Annotated in this window: 21 protein-coding genes and 1 other annotated feature (1 of these 22 only partly in view); of the genes, 10 read left to right on the top strand and 11 right to left on the bottom strand. The window is 52.2% G+C overall.

Going from position 1 to position 15,718, the window contains the following annotated elements:
* The first annotated feature begins 19 nt into the window (after nucleotides 1–19).
* Entirely contained in the window at nucleotides 20–676 is a 657-nt protein-coding gene (locus tag KNP81_RS03655) for a TVP38/TMEM64 family protein (protein WP_214715056.1), read from the top strand.
* A gap of 29 nt (nucleotides 677–705) precedes the next feature.
* Here KNP81_RS03655 and queF read toward each other — a convergent pair whose 3' ends face one another.
* The 4 genes from queF to queC are packed head-to-tail and all read right to left on the bottom strand — an operon-like array spanning nucleotide 706 to nucleotide 2,997.
* A complete protein-coding gene (gene queF / locus KNP81_RS03650; protein WP_214715054.1) occupies nucleotides 706–1,194 on the bottom strand; it encodes a preQ(1) synthase in 489 nt (162 codons plus the stop codon).
* A gap of 11 nt (nucleotides 1,195–1,205) precedes the next feature.
* The gene (queE, locus tag KNP81_RS03645; protein ID WP_251128948.1) at nucleotides 1,206–1,901 is read right to left on the bottom strand and encodes a 7-carboxy-7-deazaguanine synthase QueE; all 696 of its coding nucleotides are present in this window, start codon (nucleotides 1,899–1,901) and stop codon (nucleotides 1,206–1,208) included.
* Entirely contained in the window at nucleotides 1,901–2,356 is a 456-nt protein-coding gene (gene queD, locus KNP81_RS03640) for a 6-carboxytetrahydropterin synthase QueD (protein WP_021068101.1), read from the bottom strand. Before queD ends, queE begins: the two co-directional genes overlap by 1 nt.
* Nucleotides 2,353–2,997 carry a 7-cyano-7-deazaguanine synthase QueC gene (gene queC, locus KNP81_RS03635; protein WP_214715028.1) on the bottom strand — a complete coding sequence of 215 codons (645 nt, stop codon included), beginning with the start codon at nucleotides 2,995–2,997 and terminating at the stop codon, nucleotides 2,353–2,355. Before queC ends, queD begins: the two co-directional genes overlap by 4 nt.
* A gap of 208 nt (nucleotides 2,998–3,205) precedes the next feature.
* On the opposite strand from queC, the gene nhaC reads away from it, so the two are divergent.
* Nucleotides 3,206–4,582, top strand: coding sequence for a Na+/H+ antiporter NhaC (gene nhaC, locus KNP81_RS03630; RefSeq protein ID WP_214718476.1), 1,377 nt, complete (start codon nucleotides 3,206–3,208; stop codon nucleotides 4,580–4,582).
* A 60-nt stretch (nucleotides 4,583–4,642) separates the two neighbouring features.
* On the opposite strand, the gene KNP81_RS03625 is transcribed toward nhaC, so the two are convergent.
* Nucleotides 4,643–5,116: an NUDIX hydrolase gene (locus KNP81_RS03625; protein WP_034805169.1), complete on the bottom strand. Its 474-nt coding sequence runs from the start codon at nucleotides 5,114–5,116 to the stop codon at nucleotides 4,643–4,645.
* Nucleotides 5,117–5,239: 123 nt separating this feature from the next.
* Between KNP81_RS03625 and KNP81_RS03620 the strand changes: the two genes are divergently transcribed.
* The 4 genes from KNP81_RS03620 to KNP81_RS03605 all read left to right on the top strand — a co-directional run bounded on the left by KNP81_RS03620 (nucleotide 5,240) and on the right by KNP81_RS03605 (nucleotide 8,597).
* Nucleotides 5,240–5,830, top strand: a complete 591-nt coding sequence (locus tag KNP81_RS03620; RefSeq protein ID WP_214718474.1) for a DNA-3-methyladenine glycosylase — start codon at nucleotides 5,240–5,242, stop codon at nucleotides 5,828–5,830.
* Nucleotides 5,831–5,898: 68 nt separating this feature from the next.
* Nucleotides 5,899–6,411 (top strand): type 1 glutamine amidotransferase domain-containing protein, encoded by a 513-nt coding sequence (locus tag KNP81_RS03615; protein ID WP_029596270.1) that lies wholly within the window; start codon nucleotides 5,899–5,901, stop codon nucleotides 6,409–6,411.
* A gap of 119 nt (nucleotides 6,412–6,530) precedes the next feature.
* Entirely contained in the window at nucleotides 6,531–7,673 is a 1,143-nt protein-coding gene (locus KNP81_RS03610) for an MFS transporter (protein ID WP_251130263.1), read from the top strand.
* Nucleotides 7,674–7,763: 90 nt separating this feature from the next.
* On the top strand, nucleotides 7,764–8,597 hold the full coding sequence (locus tag KNP81_RS03605; RefSeq protein WP_021068108.1) for an undecaprenyl-diphosphate phosphatase: 834 nt from the start codon (nucleotides 7,764–7,766) through the stop codon (nucleotides 8,595–8,597).
* 165 nt (nucleotides 8,598–8,762) lie between these two features.
* Here the strand turns inward: KNP81_RS03605 and bshB2 are convergent, their stop codons facing one another.
* From bshB2 to pdxK, 3 genes are read right to left on the bottom strand one after another with little or no spacing between them, the layout of a single operon-like run.
* Nucleotides 8,763–9,416 carry a bacillithiol biosynthesis deacetylase BshB2 gene (bshB2, locus tag KNP81_RS03600; RefSeq protein ID WP_034805162.1) on the bottom strand — a complete coding sequence of 218 codons (654 nt, stop codon included), beginning with the start codon at nucleotides 9,414–9,416 and terminating at the stop codon, nucleotides 8,763–8,765.
* The gene (locus tag KNP81_RS03595) at nucleotides 9,413–9,784 is read right to left on the bottom strand and encodes a YojF family protein (protein WP_029596267.1); all 372 of its coding nucleotides are present in this window, start codon (nucleotides 9,782–9,784) and stop codon (nucleotides 9,413–9,415) included. Before KNP81_RS03595 ends, bshB2 begins: the two co-directional genes overlap by 4 nt.
* 53 nt (nucleotides 9,785–9,837) lie before the next feature.
* A complete protein-coding gene (gene pdxK / locus KNP81_RS03590; protein WP_021068111.1) occupies nucleotides 9,838–10,662 on the bottom strand; it encodes a pyridoxine/pyridoxal/pyridoxamine kinase in 825 nt (274 codons plus the stop codon).
* A 187-nt stretch (nucleotides 10,663–10,849) separates the two neighbouring features.
* Between pdxK and cbpA the strand changes: the two genes are divergently transcribed.
* Entirely contained in the window at nucleotides 10,850–11,485 is a 636-nt protein-coding gene (gene cbpA / locus KNP81_RS03585) for a cyclic di-AMP binding protein CbpA (protein WP_021068112.1), read from the top strand.
* 34 nt (nucleotides 11,486–11,519) lie between these two features.
* Here cbpA and KNP81_RS03580 read toward each other — a convergent pair whose 3' ends face one another.
* The 3 genes from KNP81_RS03580 to KNP81_RS03570 all read right to left on the bottom strand — a co-directional run bounded on the left by KNP81_RS03580 (nucleotide 11,520) and on the right by KNP81_RS03570 (nucleotide 13,455).
* A complete protein-coding gene (locus tag KNP81_RS03580) occupies nucleotides 11,520–12,044 on the bottom strand; it encodes a GNAT family N-acetyltransferase (RefSeq protein ID WP_214718472.1) in 525 nt (174 codons plus the stop codon).
* Nucleotides 12,045–12,100: 56 nt separating this feature from the next.
* Nucleotides 12,101–12,988, bottom strand: coding sequence for a diacylglycerol/lipid kinase family protein (locus tag KNP81_RS03575; protein ID WP_214718470.1), 888 nt, complete (start codon nucleotides 12,986–12,988; stop codon nucleotides 12,101–12,103).
* Between the two features lie 92 nt (nucleotides 12,989–13,080).
* The gene (locus KNP81_RS03570) at nucleotides 13,081–13,455 is read right to left on the bottom strand and encodes a hypothetical protein (protein ID WP_021068115.1); all 375 of its coding nucleotides are present in this window, start codon (nucleotides 13,453–13,455) and stop codon (nucleotides 13,081–13,083) included.
* A 159-nt stretch (nucleotides 13,456–13,614) separates the two neighbouring features.
* Between KNP81_RS03570 and KNP81_RS03565 the strand changes: the two genes are divergently transcribed.
* From KNP81_RS03565 to KNP81_RS03555, 3 genes are all read left to right on the top strand, one after another.
* The gene (locus KNP81_RS03565; RefSeq protein ID WP_021068116.1) at nucleotides 13,615–14,046 is read left to right on the top strand and encodes a MarR family winged helix-turn-helix transcriptional regulator; all 432 of its coding nucleotides are present in this window, start codon (nucleotides 13,615–13,617) and stop codon (nucleotides 14,044–14,046) included.
* 126 nt (nucleotides 14,047–14,172) lie between these two features.
* Nucleotides 14,173–14,808 carry an FMN-dependent NADH-azoreductase gene (locus KNP81_RS03560; RefSeq protein WP_214718468.1) on the top strand — a complete coding sequence of 212 codons (636 nt, stop codon included), beginning with the start codon at nucleotides 14,173–14,175 and terminating at the stop codon, nucleotides 14,806–14,808.
* A gap of 81 nt (nucleotides 14,809–14,889) precedes the next feature.
* Nucleotides 14,890–15,567: a uracil-DNA glycosylase gene (locus tag KNP81_RS03555; RefSeq protein WP_214718466.1), complete on the top strand. Its 678-nt coding sequence runs from the start codon at nucleotides 14,890–14,892 to the stop codon at nucleotides 15,565–15,567.
* Nucleotides 15,568–15,689: 122 nt separating this feature from the next.
* Nucleotides 15,690–15,718 (top strand) — a binding site (T-box leader) (it continues 168 nt past the right edge of the window).

The following is a 15,718-nucleotide window of genomic DNA, read 5'->3' as shown; positions in this document are numbered from 1 at the left end:
AAAGAGAGGAGGGCGACCGATGGATAAATGGAAAACCCAATGGATCATTGCCGTCGTCTTGCTCGTATTCGGTACTGTGACGTTCCTTTATCAGTGGATTGACTTGCGTCCGAGTGAGATTCGAGATTATATCGTTCAATTCGGTTGGCTCGCCCCGCTCGTATATATTTTATTGTTCACCGTTCGTCCGTTGATTTTATTTCCGACGTCCGTCTTGTCCGTCGCCGGTGGGTTGGCATTCGGGACGTTGCCCGGTGTCGTCTATACGATCATCGGGGCCACGCTCAGTGCGCTCGTCGCCTACTATATCGCGATTCGCTTTGGTGACCGCTTTCTCCATCATTTCGAGACGAGCAGCTACGAGAAGGTGCAGCATAAGATTGAAGAGGACGGGTTCTTCTATGTGTTGATTTTACGCTTGATTCCGCTCGTCAACTTTGACTTGGTCAGTTACGCCTCAGGGCTCGCGAAAGTGCGCCTCCCAGGTTATATCTTCGCGACCACGGTCGGGATGATTCCAGGAGCGTTCGCCAACAACTTCCTCGGCAGCAGTATCGCGAGTGGAGACTTTAAGATGATCATCCTCGCCCTCGTCGTCTTAGTCGTCCTGACGCTCGTTGCAACCGTGTTCCGCGAACCGATTAAACGACAAATTAATCGCTATAAAAAGAAGTAGGCGCTCAACGGGAGCGCCTACTTTTTGATTTATCGGTTGTCGACCGTCTCAGGATACAAGTCGTGGTTGAACAAACGATGTTCCGCCATTTTTTCGTATTTCGTGCCCGGTTTTCCGTAGTTGTAGTACGGGTCAATCGAGATGCCGCCGCGGGGCGTGAACTTGCCCCACACTTCGAGATAGCGCGGCTCCATCAACTTGACGAGGTCTTTCCCGATGACGTTGATGCAGTTCTCGTGGAAATCGCCATGGTTGCGGAAGCTGAACAAATACAACTTGAGCGATTTCGACTCGACGAGTTTCTCGTCCGGGATGTATGAAATGTAAATCGTCGCGAAGTCCGGTTGGTTCGTGATCGGGCAGAGTGACGTGAACTCCGGTGCGTTGAACTTCACGAAGTAATCGTTCTCCGGGTGACGGTTCGGGAACGCCTCGAGGACGTCCGGTGCATATTCAAAAATATATGGGACGCTCTTCTGTCCGAGGAGCGACAAGTCTTGTAAGTCATCTGGTCTCATAAGTATTCTCCTTAGACGCCACGTTCGTTGGCGTACAGTAATGTGTGCAGTTGCGGTAGGACACGGACGCTTTGCCATGACGGGTCACGAGCGACGTCTTCCCACAGTTCTTTTAAGCGACGGAGCTGGGCGTCGGTGATGTCACCGTCCGCACCGGGCTCAGGATTGCCGGCCGATAAATACATGACGTCCGGGGTGTAGCGCGTCTGGACCGATTTCGCATAGGCGAGGTCGATCTCGTCGAAGACGGCGACTTTGAACGTTGTCTGTTCGGGGCGCAGCCGTTCGACGATGGCGTCGAGTTTCTCCCAGTCGGTCGTCATGCCGGAAGACGGTGGTTTCGGGCTGAGCGTCACGTCGTCGATGTCAGCGAGCCAATCCTGATAGCGACTGCCTTGCGTCTCGACGGCGAGTTTGACGTCACGCGCCTTCAGTTTCGTCACCAAGTCTTTCATCGCGGCGATGAGGAGCGGGTTGCCGCCCGAGATGGTGACGTAGTCATACACACCGAGCGCGTCGAGCCGTTCGATCACCTCGTCGGCTGTGAGCATGTCAGGTTTTTCTGAGCCGTCCCAAGTGAAGGCGGAGTCGCACCACGAACAGCGATAATCGCAACCGGCGGTCCGGACGAACATCGTCTTTTGCCCGATGGCGCGGCCTTCCCCTTGAAACGTCGGGCCGAACACTTCGAGGACAGGGATTTTCATCAGTCCACCAACCATTCGCGGCGGAACTCGGCGTACGAGGTCGGCGTCTCGTACAGTTTGACGAATTCGACGCGGACGTCGCGCTCGTCAGGCAAGTGCTTGGCGAGCTGTTCGAAAATCCAGTAGCACATGTTTTCGGCAGTCGTGTTCATATAAGGTAACGACTCATTCAAATAACGATGGTCGAGGTATGGTTCGAGTTCTTCTTTAAAGATGGCTTTTAAATCACCAAAGTCGAGCGTCATGCCACGGTTATCGAGAAAACCGCTGATGCCCATTTGCAATTTATACGTATGTCCGTGCAGCGCGCGGCATTTGCCGTCGTAATCAAACAAATGATGGGCGGCATCGAATGTCACTTCTTTGACGATTTGGACACGGTGCGGACAGTAGATGAGCGAGCCGTCTTGTTTAGCTTCAACACTCGTCGGGGCGAGGAATGGAGCGTTCTTCATACGCGCACCTCCTCATAAGCGGCGAGGCCGTTTTGACGGAGTACGCAAGCCGGGCATTCGCCACAACCTGCTCCGAGGATGCCGTTATAGCACGTGAGCGTCCGTTCTTTGACATAATCGAACGCACCGAGTTGATCCGCGAGTTCCCACGTCTGCTTTTTGTCGAGCCACATGAGCGGTGTGTCGATGACGAACGGATAGTCCATCGCCAAGTTGAGCGTCACGTTCAAGGATTTGACGAACTGGTCCCGGCAATCCGGATAACCTGAGAAGTCGGTCTCACATACGCCGGTGACGATGTGATGCATACCGAGCTGTTTGGCCATGACGGCCGCAAAGGATAAGAATAAGTGATTGCGTCCATCGACGAACGTGTTTGGGACGTCCGCATTGTCGATGTCGAGATCATGTCTCGTCAACGCGTTAGAGGTGAGTTGTCCGAGTAAGGACAAGTCGAGGATGTGGTGCGGGACATCGAGTTCGGCCGCAATCTCTTTTGCGACCTCGATTTCCGCGTCATGGCGTTGCCCGTAGGCGAACGTCACCGCTTCCACATGAGAGAATTGTTGTTTTGCCCAAAATAGGCAGGTGGTTGAATCTTGACCGCCACTAAAGACGACCAATGCTTTTTCGTGTTGCAACGTGCACACTTCCTTTTTCGCTAGTTTTGATGTCGGAGGAGGTTACGAACTCCGGAGGTCACCCTCGAGCGTTTACTTTACCATAAAAAGACGTTTGACAGGGAAAAGAGAAGCAGATATAGTAAAGAACATCACTGAAACACTTTCGCGCATAAAAGCGTTTAAGCGGTTAGGTAGAAAATGATGGAACTGAAAGGAGGGGACGTCGATGCAGATGAAAGGAAAAGAGGCTGTATTCGTCGTACTGATGAGCGGTATTTCCCTGCTCGCACTGATGTTTTTGGCCAAAGCGACGCCACATATGGCGATCTTTGGCACAATGGTATTAATAGGGGGTTACGCGTATTATCGGACGCGTGATTTCAAACAAATTGAAGCGGCGATGATTAGCGGGATTCGTGAAGCCATCATGCCGGTCTTGATTTTACTGTTGATCGGGATGTTGATTGGCGTATGGCAAATGTCTGGTACGGTGGCGACAATCCTCTCCATCGGTTTAGATACAATTTCAGCACAATGGTTCTTGCCGAGCGTCCTGCTCATCACAATGATCGTCTCGTCGTTCACGGGTAGTGCCTTCACGACAGTCGGTACGGTCGGGGTCGCCTTGTTCGGAATCGGGATGGCGCTCGGGATCTCTCCGGCGCTCGCGGCCGGGGCCATCGTTTCGGGTGCACTCTTCGGTGACAAGATGAGTCCGCTATCGGATACGACGAACTTTGCACCGGCCGTGGCTGGTGTCAAACTATTCGACCATATCCGCTTTATGATGGGGACGACCGTACCGGCCATCCTCATCACCCTCGTCTTGTTCACGCTTCTCGGTCGGAGCGGTCAAGCGGCGGATACGACGCAAATCGCTGAAGCGCAGGCGGCACTCGCTGGACGATTCAACTTGTCATGGTTGACGCTTCTCGCGCCGGTTCTCGTCGCGGTGCTTGCGTTCCGTCGCATGCCGGTCTTGCCGACGATGCTCGTCGGGATGTTCGCCGGAGTGTTGACGGCTGGTTTCGTTCAAGGCAACTGGAACGTCACAAACTGGTTCGGTGTCATGCAGGCCGGGTTCAAGTCGGGTGTCGAGAACGAGACGATTGCAGCTGTGCTCGATCGTGGCGGACTCGAGTCGGTGCTCTGGTCGGTCAGTCTCGTCTTGATTGCGCTCGCGTTCGGTGGCTTGCTCCGTGAGCTCGGCGTATTCCAAGCGATTGTCGATGCGTTGCTCGAACGATTGAAATCACCAGGCAGCTCGGTGTTGTCGGTCGTCCTCAGCTCGATTGGCGTCAACTTGCTCGCGGGCGAACAGTACTTGTCAATCTTGCTCCCAGGTCAAGCGTTCAAGCAAGGGTTCATCGATCGCGGCATCGATCCCCGTTACTTGTCACGTGCCCTCGAAGACGGTGGGACGGTCATCAACCCGCTCATTCCATGGGGCGTGTCGGGTGCGTTCTTCGCCGCTACACTCGGGGTGCCGGTGCTTGAATACACACCATTCGCCTTCTTCCTCTGGCTCAGCCCGATTTTCTCGATTATTCTCGGATACGTGAAGTTGGGAAAGCAGCGTGAGACGATGCGAATCGCATCTTAATCGAATCACTCAAAAAAACCATCTAGGACAATTAAAGGTCCTGGATGGTTTTTGAGTGTCTCAAGTAAAAGAGCTCTCAAGTTCCCATAGCGCATCTCCGAACTGGTCGATGAGCGCCTGAGCCCTCGATTCGATGTTCGATGGCAAGTCAGCTCTTGAGAAATACTGCAAGTCCAGACTTTCTCCGTCGTTCATGGCTAACGCCCCTTGCACGCGCTTCGCATGGAAGAGGTTGATGACACTATGCGTTTCGTCTCCGTTCGGATACTTGAAGTAAAACTTCGGTCCCGAACAGACACCGACGAGTTCAAATTGATTCGTTTCAAGCCCTGTCTCTTCATTCAATTCACGAGCGGCCACTTCTTCTAACGTCTCATTCAACTCCATCGAGCCTCCGGGCAATCCCCAATCATTCGTATCGGACCGATGTTGGAACAACAGCTCCCCGTATTCGTTCAAAACGAGGATGGTCGCCCCGACACTGATGAGCGGCCTGCTCCCCACTGTCTGTCTTAACTCTAGAAGATACCCCATCTTTCTTCGCCTCGCTTTCTCGTATGTCATACCATTCGATTCCGATCATGAATTCCCTTTGACTACGAAGGGCATTTTTTTTGTGTCCGTGCGCTAACGTTTGAGAAAATAGGTGGAGGAGGGATGACGATGAAACGACTCGACCTATCATTTTATGAACAACCGACGATTGAATTGGCCCGAGCGCTGCTTGGTAAGTATCTCGTCCACAATCATTTCGACGGTCAAATTGTCGGGAAAATCGTCGAGACGGAAGCGTACCTTGGTGCCATCGATCGAGCGGCCCATAGCTTCGGCGGCAGACGGACGAATCGGACCGAGGTCATGTTCGGGATGCCGGGACACGTCTATACGTATCAGATGCACACGCATACACTCTTGAACGTCGTGAGCGGTCCGGTCGGCACGCCGGAAGCCGTCCTCATCCGAGCCATCGAGCCGATTGAAGGACAGGCGATTATCGACATGCATCGTCCTGGCATCAAACGGTTCGATCAGACGAACGGTCCTGGGAAACTGACGAAAGCGCTCGGGATCACGATGGACTTGTACGGGCATTCGCTCCAACATGAACCGCTCTATATCGTCGAAGGGGACGTCATTCCAGACATCGAGGCCGGTCCGCGCATCGGGATTCCGAACACGGGCGAAGCGCGTGACTATCCGTATCGCTTCTTCGAACGGACCAATCCGTACGTCTCCAAGTTTCGCTGAATGTTTATGGTCCGGTTAGTTGTGGAACACTCCCTATGTGCTTAAAAATAATGAGGGAGTGTTTCAATATGGCAAAAGTAGCAACGCTAATCACAGACATGTTTGAAGACGTAGAGTTCACGGGTCCACGCGACGCATTGGTGGAAGCGGGGCACGAAGTTGTCACGATTGAAAAGAAAGCTGGGAATACAGTCGAAGGCAAACAAGGGGAGTCGAAGGTCACAATCGACAAAGCCATCGACGACGTCTCACCAGAAGACTTTGACGCACTGCTCTTACCGGGCGGATTCTCACCTGATTTGTTGCGCGAAGATGACCGTTTCGTCCAGTTCGCGAAAGCGTTCATGGACGCGAAAAAGCCGGTGTTCGCCATTTGTCACGGACCACAGCTGTTGATTACGGCGAAGACGCTCGAAGGCCGCGATGCGACGGGCTACAAGTCGATTAAAGTCGACATGGAATACGCTGGAGCGAAGTATGCGGACAAAGAAGTCGTCGTCTGCCAAGAACAGCTCGTGACGAGCCGTCAACCGGACGACATCCCGGCGTTCAATCGCGAGATGCTCAATCTGCTTAAATAATGTGCAGGCCACGGAATGTTTCCGTGGCTTTTTTTTGTGTCAGCGGGAATAGACAAACAAGGAGGAGATGTATGATGAAAAGAGCACGTTCACCTAGTTAAGTCGGTCGAAACGTTGTGTTGCTTGGTTGGATGCGTTGGTTCGATGCGCTCATCCCGGCCTACACGATTGAACGTCTGTTTTGGGAGTCGCGGACGATCACGATTCAAGAGGTTGTCTATCTCGAAATGATTTACGCCGTCCTCGTCGTGATGCTTGAAGTGCCGACGGGTGTCCTCGCCGACCGATTTGAGCGGCGGCGGCTGATGCAAATCGGGGTCGGGTTGGAATGTCTATCGTTTATCGTTCTACTGTTGTCGTTCTCGTTTGTCGGGTTTGCTGTCGCCATCGGCTTGTCAGGCATTGGAGCGGCGTTTCGAAGCGGGGCCGAGAATGCGTTGCTGTATGAGACGCTCGAACAGGACGGAAAGGCGGGAACGTTTGAACGTACAGTCGGTCGATTGAACGTCATCGGAATCGTCGCAGCCGTGCTCGCGGCTCTCAGTGGCAGTCTGTTGGCGACACGCTTCCCGTTTGAGCTGAATTACGTGCTGTCGATTGTCAGTTTGTTCATCGCGACGACATGCAGCCTCGGTCTGATTGAAACAAAGCGAGTCGCATCGGACGAACGGTTGATGTGGGCGGACATCGCGGCCGGTTTCCGCTTTATTCGGCAACATCGTCGCGTGTTTATCGTAACGTCGTTGTTTGTTGTGACCATTAGTGCGTTCAATTTTATCGATGAGTTCTGGCAGTTGTATGCGCGCGACGTCGCGCTTCCGCTTTATTGGTTCGGGATGCTATCAACGATTCTACTGCTCATCCAAATACCTGGACAGTTGGTCGCACCGGTGCTGTTACGTTTCGCCACGGCCGAGCGTTGGTTGCGCTGGATTGGCTGGGGCATCGGCATTGGCTTTGTCATCCTCGGTCTGTATCCAGGGCCGACCGGTCTCGTGATGATGGTCGGAATGGCCTGTCTCATCGGGATCGTTGAACCGCTCTATCTCGGGGCGTTGCACCACCGTGTCCCGTCCACGATTCGGGCGACGACGGAATCGTCCGTCTCGATGTTGCTGCATGGCGGCATCATCCTGTTCGGGCTCGTGTTTGCCGTCGGGGCAGGGGTGACGCTGTTCGCCGCCTTTTTGTTCATCGGGATTACCGTTTGTGTGCATCAAGCGATTGTCACGGTCAGAGCGTGGAAAGAGGATGCTTCCTGAAGCGTCCTCTTTTTTTACGTCTCAAGACCTAGGGCGGTTGAGAATAAATTTGTGTATGATAAGAAACAATACTGGAGTAGGAGATAAACAATGGAATGGTATGAATTATTTATTGGCTTTTTGTTAGGCGTCGTCGAAGGACTGACAGAGTTTGCTCCGGTATCGTCAACGGGACATATGATTCTCGTGGATGACCTGTGGCTCAACTCGAGCAGCTTCCTCGGTCAAGAGGTGGCGAACACATTTAAGATCGTAATTCAGCTCGGTTCGATTTTAGCGGTCATCGTCGTATTTCGAAATCGATTCAAAGAGTTGTTGAATCCGAAGGAGTTGCTCGCGATTCGTAGCAGCGGGCCGACAAAAAAACTGAATTTGCTGCATATCTTCATCGGTCTGCTCCCGGCAGGCGTGCTCGGGCTATTGTTTGAAGACTATATCGACGAGAACTTGTTCTCGATCAAGACCGTTTTAATCGGACTCGTCATCGGAGCATTCTTCATGATTGCCGCGGATTTGTCAGGCGTGAAGCGTCAAACGACAGCAACGCTCGATGAGATTTCGTATAAACAAGCGCTCGGTGTCGGCTTGATTCAATGTTTCTCGCTCTGGCCAGGTTTTTCACGCTCAGGGTCGACCATCTCTGGCGGTGTCCTCTTAGGGATGAGTCACCGGGCCGCGGCAGATTTTACATTCATCATGGCCGTACCGATCATGTTCGGTGCTAGTGCGCTGTCGCTCTACAGCAAATGGGAGTACTTTACGATGGCGACCCTACCGGTCTTCGTTGTCGGATTCATTAGCGCGTTCTTGTTCGCGCTCTTGTCGATTAAGTTCTTCTTGAAGTTGATCAACAAAGTGAAGTTGACGCCGTTCGCGATTTATCGCATCGTGTTGGCGGCTGTGATTTACTTCTTGTACTTCTAAGAAAAAAAGCGCATGTCAGCACATGCGCTTTGAAACCAATGATCCATCAAGTTCGTATAACCAAGTAGAGGTGAGAACATGGAACATATCGTTGTCGTATTGGGAACGTTAATCGGCTTAGGAGCTGTCGGTACATTATTGTACGTGACACGCCTTGCCTATGAATCATGAGAACGGATAGTGATAGAAGCGCTCACGTTGGAGTAACTCCATGACGTGGGCGTTTTCTGCGTTGTCGATGGCGCGTAACAGGCCTTCCGTCTGTGAACGGTGGGCGAGCAACGCCTCACGCTTCGCCGTGCTCTCTTGACCGACTTCGATGACTACGTGCGGTTTTCCGAGTTCGGCGTCGGTGCGATGGTCGAACGCGACTCCTAAAAATTCAGGACGCTTCGAGGCATCGATGTCTTGCAACGCTCGGACGACCGCACGTGCCGTCGCCTCGTGATCAGGGTGGACGGCGTAACCCGGATAGAAGGAGATAACGCGTGCCGGCTGTACTTCCTCGATTAAGGCGCTGAAACGTGCCGCCAGTTCCGCTTCGTCTTCGAATTCGACGGTTTTGTCGCGAAGTCCCCACATGCGGAGGTCATCGATGCCCATGACGGCACACGCTTCCTCGAGCTCATGTTTACGAATTTTCGGCAACTCTTCACGCGTCGTGAAAATCGGCGAACCCATATTGCGGCCCATCTCACCGAGCGTCAGGCAGACGTACGTGACCGGGAATCCGTGTTTATGGTGTTGGATAATCGTACCGGCCGAGCTGAACGCTTCATCATCGGGATGCGGAAAGATAACGAGTAATGGTCCATTCATTGGCTTTCCACCTCCGAGGCTCCTTGCGGGAGCGGTTTGATGTCTAAGTGTAAGGCGCAGGCGAGACGTCCGAGACGGTCATGGCCGGCGAGCAGGAGCTGGTCTCCGTGCTGTTCGTAGTCGGTCAAACCTTCGACGTAAAGCCAACCGTGATCGAGTTTCAAGCCGACCCGGTATGGTCCATCGCCCTTGATTTGGCCGATGCTATATTCAATGACGACGTTGCGAATGAACATACCGGCGTTATGGAAATCAGGGTCGTTATGCGTCGCATACGCCCCGTTCGTCGTCTCGACATGGACATAGAGCGGCATGGATACATGCGCGTCCAAATAAGTCTGGATGGTTGTAGGTTGAATTGATTTCACGCGGTTCCCTCCAATGGAAACGATGACCCGAGACATGCGTCCCGGGCCACCCGTTATGATTGTGTTGCTAGTTTTTTGCGGTAACCGGTATGGTTCGTTGGCCCAACGTATTGGTTGAGGCGGAACGAATGACGGACCGCTTCCGTGATGAACTCTTTTCCGATTTCGATGGCTTCATCGACCGAGTGACCGTTCGCGAGTGACGCCGCGATAGCTGACGAGAACGTGCAGCCGCCGCCGTGTGTGAAGGCAGGATCGATTTTTTCGCTCTCGAGGAGGCGATACTCGTTGCCGTCGTAAAGCACGTCGAATGCTGTGTCGAAGCCGAGCTTGCCACCGACTTTGACGATGACGATTTCAGCGCCGAGTTCATGGATCAAGCGAGCAGCCTCTTTGATTTCTTCCATCGTTGAAGGTGTCTTATCGAGGCCAGCGAGCATACGCGCCTCGAACAAGTTTGGTGTGATGATTTTAGCGACCGGCACGAGGTGCTTGCGCATCGCGACCGCGACGTCCGGGTTGAGAATCTCGTCGGCACCTTTACATGCCATGACTGGGTCGACGACCGCGTTTTGGATGCCGTACTCTTTAATTTTACGGGCAGCGAGTTCGATAATCTCTGGAGTCGGGAGCATACCTGTCTTGACAGCATCGACACCAATCCCAGCGAGGACCGTATCAATCTGTTTCTCGATCAATGTCGTGTCGATCGGGAACACTTCGTGATGCCACGCGTTATGTGGGTCTTGAGCCACGATGACCGTGAGGGCGGTCATGCCGTAAACACCGAGCTCTTCCATCGTTTTCAAGTCAGCTTGGATGCCTGCACCGCCACTCGTATCCGAGCCAGCGATTGTTAAAGCTTTTTTCATCGTCATAGTCGTTCAATCCCCTTTGTCTGTTTGGATAGTTTCACTATAACGACTTTTTGGCGTTACGACAAATCCCGAGGTCGCATTAAGACCGGAATAAGTTTTGAAAATTGATGGCAGGATTTCAATCGTATTTGGGGAATAGTAATGAATAGGGTGTAGACCACTTTCAATTGGCTAGGAGGAAAACCGCATGTTAGTGCATAGCTTATGCATTCCGAAGAAAGATGTCGTCACAATCAGTGAAAAGGCGACATTGCGCGAGGCGCTCGACACGCTCGAAAAGACAGGATACCGTTGTGTCCCTGTACTCGATGAGACGGGAACGTTTTTCCGCGGTAATATTTATAAAATGCATATTTATCGCCACGGGATGAGTGGGGCGAGCCTAGACGATAACGTCATGGAACTCATCAAGAACACACAAAAGTACGTCCACGAGTCAGACGGCTTTTTCAAAGTCTTCTTCTCAATCAAAGAACTTCCGTATATCGCGGTCTTGAAAGACGAGAGCAACGAATTTTACGGGATTTTGCCACACGGGAAGATGCTCGGCATGCTCGAAGAGGCATGGAGCCGTGACACGGGGAGTTATGTCGTCACGATTGCACTCAGTGAGCAGGCAGGGGCGCTCGAGAAAATCACGAAAGTCATCAGCAAATATTCATCAATCGCCAGCCTCATGACGCTTGACGCCAAGAGCAAGGTGTTGCGTCGTGTGTTAATCACGTTGCCGCCGGACTGTGACGAGAAGACAAAAGACAAGATTGTCGCCAAACTCGAACAAAAAGGGTTCCGCGTCGTCGAAGTCGAGAATTTAAATAACTGACGAAAGGCCTTCCTCGCATCGAGGAAGGCCTTATTCAATCCAATCGTTTTTCCATCCGGATATCCGGCCAAAATTGACCGTCCCAGTACGTGAATGCCTCGATACGGGCAATTTCGTGATAACCGAGCTTTTGATAGAGGCGATGCGCCGCTTCGTTGAATCCGAACACACCTAGCTCGATGCGTGGCACACCTTGGGCACGAAGTCGATTTGCCAACAACGTGAGGGCTGCGGTGCCGACGCCTTTCCCGCGACCTGTTTGTTCACCGATGACCAGACCAAGCCAAGCGCTGCCGCGTTCTTTGTCATACAAGTGCGGGGCGTCATAGATGACGTTCACCTCGCCGATGAGCCGATCATCGTCGTAAATCAAGAAAATATCGTGCGTGTCCAGACGTTCCGTCAAGTCTGCGACCGTCATTTGGTGTTCCGCGACGAGTTCGGCTTCGGATTGGGCCGGACGAATCAAATGGACGATGGCGGGATCGTTATTCCAACGATTGAACGTCGCGACGATGGCGTCGGACGCTTCTCGCAATGGGACGAGCGAGATGGGCATCGAGTTCCCCTCCTTTCAGGCATCCTTCTTTGCCCTCGAACTGAAAAGTCCCCTTTTTACTGAATCGGCTTCAAGACGTTGAGGTGGCTCGGAAGCACTTCGAACGTGAGCGGGAGTTTACCGCCCGTATCTCCGTCGGCATTGACCGGAAGTGATTCTGGCGAGTCGACATGGACCCGTTTCGTCGTGAAGGACGTGACGCTGTCCGTCTCTTTCAACTTGCCGGTGAAGAGGGCCGGCGCGAGTTGGATGGCGTCTTTAAAGCCGAGGTTCTCAAACAGATAGACGTGAAGTAACCCGTCGTTCAGTTCGGCGTCCGGTTCAAAGTTTTCAAACCCGCCGACCGAGTTCGTGAGGGCGATGACGACCAAATAGGCGTCTCCATCGAACGTGTGCTCTTCGGCTTGGACCGACAAGGCGTATGGACTATGCTCACGGAACGCTTTGATTCCTTCAATCAAGTAGGCGAACGGGCCCCATTTTGTCTTCTCTTCGACACTGACCTCGTCGACAGCCTCGGCGATGAGGCCGATCGCGATGACGTTCATGAAGTAGCCGTTCTCGTATTTACCGATATCCATCGATGTCGGTTGCGCCGTCTTGAGCGCCTCGATGGCATCTGCGGGGTCGCTAGGGACACCGAGCGCGCGTGCGAGATCGTTGACGGTACCGAGCGGGATGATGCCGAAATCAGGACGATGATCGGCTTCGGCGAGCCCCGTTACGGCCTCGTTTAGTGTCCCGTCGCCACCCATCGCGATGACAGCTTTATATTGTTTCGATGCCGCTTCTTTCGCAAAATGTGTGGCATCGTCTGCTTTCTCCGTGAACCGGACATCGACGTTGCCGTAACGCTCTCGCAAGACCTCCTCCGCGGCCGCGGCGTGTTCTTTCCCTAACTCTTTCCCAGACGACGGGTTGACGATTAACATGACTGTATCCATCAAAGTACATTCCCCTTTTCACATTCAGATATTGTCATGTATTCCCGTCCTGTGGCGAGGCTAGTCATAAAAAAACAACACAGACGTGTTGTTTAATAATGGCGGAATGCCGACATATCAAGGTGGCTAGCATCTGATTCATCGACGGCGAGTTCAATTTTCAAATGTTCATGGAACGGCGAGTCGAATGCACCCATGCAGGCGACCGGCTCATGGTCCGGGACGGGGGACTTACGTTTCGTTTTGACGAACAAATAGTCCTCACGCGACAACGTCAATAAGAAGCGTTCGACCGCATGGGGTTCGCGCGTGACGTTCGGCCATGGCAAGTGGTTGAATAGTAAAAAGACCGCGCCTTCTTTTTCGAGCGCATAGTCTGGGGCGATCCCTTCCCGGTTCAACAACTCGATGACCGTACTCAAATAGGCTTGTTTAATCGTCAATGAAATCTCGTAATACTCACGCATACCGTCCACCCTTTCTAAAAATCGCAATAATTCCATTCTATACGTTTCAGACAGAGGCGACAATGAAGAAGTTTCTTGACGAAGCGTTTTTCCCACCGTATACTGCTCATGTCCTGCTATACTAAAGGTAAATGATGAACGAATTGAGGTGAAACCGACATGATTGAATCACTCGAATTGAAGGCATGGATCGTCTTGGCACGAGCGATGGACGCAATCAGTGACCGTGTGAAGGACGATTTACGACGCCACCAATTGAATTCAACAGAGTTCGGTGTTTTATCCGTCTTGTATAAACGAGGGGATACCCCGCTCCAGCAAATCGGAGACCAAATTTTGATTACGAGCGGAAGCGTCACGTACGTGATTGATAAGCTTGAAAAACGTGGCTTAATTGAGCGTGTGGCTTGCCCGTCTGACCGACGCGTCACATACGCCTCGTTGACAGAGGAAGGTAAGCGCTTGATGGACGTCGTCTATCCAGAGCATATCGAGATTTTTAAAGACATCTATGGTCCCCTTAGCGACCAAGAGACTGAACAGTTAATCGATTTATTGAAACGAGTCGGTTATAACGCGGCAGGCAAATAACACCTGCCTGTTTTTTTTTTTGGCTATTTATCTTGAAGTTAAACTAATTGATTATGAGATATACAGATGATATAGTTCTAACTGTTGTTACAAAAATAGAGATCACACTTATGGAGGAACCCATTTATGAAAAAGGTATTATACGTATCGGCTAACCCGAAACCAACAGAATTGTCATACAGCAAACAAGTCGCAGAAACGTTCATGACGACACTCACGAACGAGAACCCGGCACTTGAAGTCGAAGCGATCGAATTATACGATGTCGATGTTCAAGAAATCGACGGCGACGTCCTCAGCGCATGGGGCAAATTCGCTTCAGGCGAAGCCCTCACTGACGTCGAAGCGGCTAAAGTCGCGACGATGAACGGCATGCTCGAGAAGTTCATGGAAGCTGACATGTACGTGTTCGCAACACCGATGTGGAACTTCTTCTTCCCAGCTCGCATGAAAATGTTCCTCGACAGCGTATTGACTGCTGGTAAAACGTTCCGTTATACAGAACAAGGCCCAGTCGGTCTTCTCGAGAACAAACAAGCGATCCACATCCAAGGTACGGGTGGAATCTACACAGGTACAGACCTCAACTTCGCAGACGCATACCTTCGTCAAGCACTCGCATTCGTAGGCGTGACAGAAGTGACGACACTTCCAGTTGAAGGCATGAACCAATACCCAGACAAAATCGAAGAAATCGTTGCTGACGCAAAAGCGAAAGCCGAAGCACTTGCGAAAGAAGTCGCAGGCGCAGTCACAGTATAATGATCAAGGGCGAGTCCAATCGGGCTCGCCTTTTTGTGTGCCATCGATTCGGGTATGATAAGACGGAAAGGGGAGAAACACATGGGAGAACAGTTATCAAATCGCCTGCTCGGGGATTGGAGCGACATCATCGCATCCGAGATGGCCGAGCCTTATTTTACTAACTTGAAAGCGTTCGTCGATGAGGCGTATGCGTCATCGACCGTATATCCGGCCCGAGAAGACATTTGGAATGCGTTCGTCTATACGAAGTTCAAGGACGTCAAATGCGTCATTCTCGGACAAGATCCATACCATGGGCCAAACCAAGCGCATGGACTGAGTTTCTCGGTCCAAGACGGTGTACGTTTCCCACCGTCGCTTCGAAATATCTTTCAAGAATTGCATGACGATATCGGCTGTCCCGTACCGACCAGCGGGAATTTAGAAGCATGGGCTCGTCAAGGCGTGTTGCTGCTCAACACCGCGCTCACGGTCGAAGCAGGCAAAGCCGGTTCACATCGGGGACAGGGATGGGAGCAGTTCACCGACTCCATCATCGAGCGACTCGGAGAGCGGGAAGAGCCGATCGTCTTCATCTTGTGGGGCAACGATGCGAAGAAGAAACAGAAATGGATTGGGCCGCAACACGCCGTCTTGACGTCGGTCCACCCGAGCCCGCTCTCGTCCCATCGCGGTTTCTTCGGATCGAAGCCATTCTCGCAAGTGAATGCGAAGTTGAGTGAGTGGGGACAACATGAAATCGATTGGTGTTTGTGACAGTCTGCAGATGCGGACTGTTTTTTTGTTGACGGCGTCCGAATCGTCTGTTATCGTTACTAGCAACAAGATACTTTAGCGCTTAAAAGCGAATGTGCATAGAAGCATAACTGTATAACAGTATAAAAGCAATGACCGAACCGAAGTAGAG

Origin of the sequence: Exiguobacterium sp. s149 (assembly GCF_018618395.1) — a bacterium.
Lineage (GTDB): Bacteria > Bacillota > Bacilli > Exiguobacteriales > Exiguobacteriaceae > Exiguobacterium > Exiguobacterium chiriqhucha.
This window is presented reverse-complemented; position numbering and strand designations above follow the sequence as displayed.

Coding starts and splice junctions, on each gene's coding strand:
- KNP81_RS03655 (WP_214715056.1), top strand. CDS start 20: ATGGATAAATGGAAAACCCAATGGATCATTGCCGTCGTCTTGCTCGTA.
- queF (WP_214715054.1), bottom strand. CDS start 1,194: ATGAGACCAGATGACTTACAAGACTTGTCGCTCCTCGGACAGAAGAGC.
- queE (WP_251128948.1), bottom strand. CDS start 1,901: ATGAAAATCCCTGTCCTCGAAGTGTTCGGCCCGACGTTTCAAGGGGAA.
- queD (WP_021068101.1), bottom strand. CDS start 2,356: ATGAAGAACGCTCCATTCCTCGCCCCGACGAGTGTTGAAGCTAAACAA.
- nhaC (WP_214718476.1), top strand. CDS start 3,206: ATGCAGATGAAAGGAAAAGAGGCTGTATTCGTCGTACTGATGAGCGGT.
- KNP81_RS03625 (WP_034805169.1), bottom strand. CDS start 5,116: ATGGGGTATCTTCTAGAGTTAAGACAGACAGTGGGGAGCAGGCCGCTC.
- KNP81_RS03620 (WP_214718474.1), top strand. CDS start 5,240: ATGACGATGAAACGACTCGACCTATCATTTTATGAACAACCGACGATT.
- KNP81_RS03615 (WP_029596270.1), top strand. CDS start 5,899: ATGGCAAAAGTAGCAACGCTAATCACAGACATGTTTGAAGACGTAGAG.
- KNP81_RS03605 (WP_021068108.1), top strand. CDS start 7,764: ATGGAATGGTATGAATTATTTATTGGCTTTTTGTTAGGCGTCGTCGAA.
- bshB2 (WP_034805162.1), bottom strand. CDS start 9,416: ATGAATGGACCATTACTCGTTATCTTTCCGCATCCCGATGATGAAGCG.
- pdxK (WP_021068111.1), bottom strand. CDS start 10,662: ATGACGATGAAAAAAGCTTTAACAATCGCTGGCTCGGATACGAGTGGC.
- cbpA (WP_021068112.1), top strand. CDS start 10,850: ATGTTAGTGCATAGCTTATGCATTCCGAAGAAAGATGTCGTCACAATC.
- KNP81_RS03580 (WP_214718472.1), bottom strand. CDS start 12,044: ATGCCCATCTCGCTCGTCCCATTGCGAGAAGCGTCCGACGCCATCGTC.
- KNP81_RS03575 (WP_214718470.1), bottom strand. CDS start 12,988: ATGGATACAGTCATGTTAATCGTCAACCCGTCGTCTGGGAAAGAGTTA.
- KNP81_RS03570 (WP_021068115.1), bottom strand. CDS start 13,455: ATGCGTGAGTATTACGAGATTTCATTGACGATTAAACAAGCCTATTTG.
- KNP81_RS03565 (WP_021068116.1), top strand. CDS start 13,615: ATGATTGAATCACTCGAATTGAAGGCATGGATCGTCTTGGCACGAGCG.
- KNP81_RS03560 (WP_214718468.1), top strand. CDS start 14,173: ATGAAAAAGGTATTATACGTATCGGCTAACCCGAAACCAACAGAATTG.
- KNP81_RS03555 (WP_214718466.1), top strand. CDS start 14,890: ATGGGAGAACAGTTATCAAATCGCCTGCTCGGGGATTGGAGCGACATC.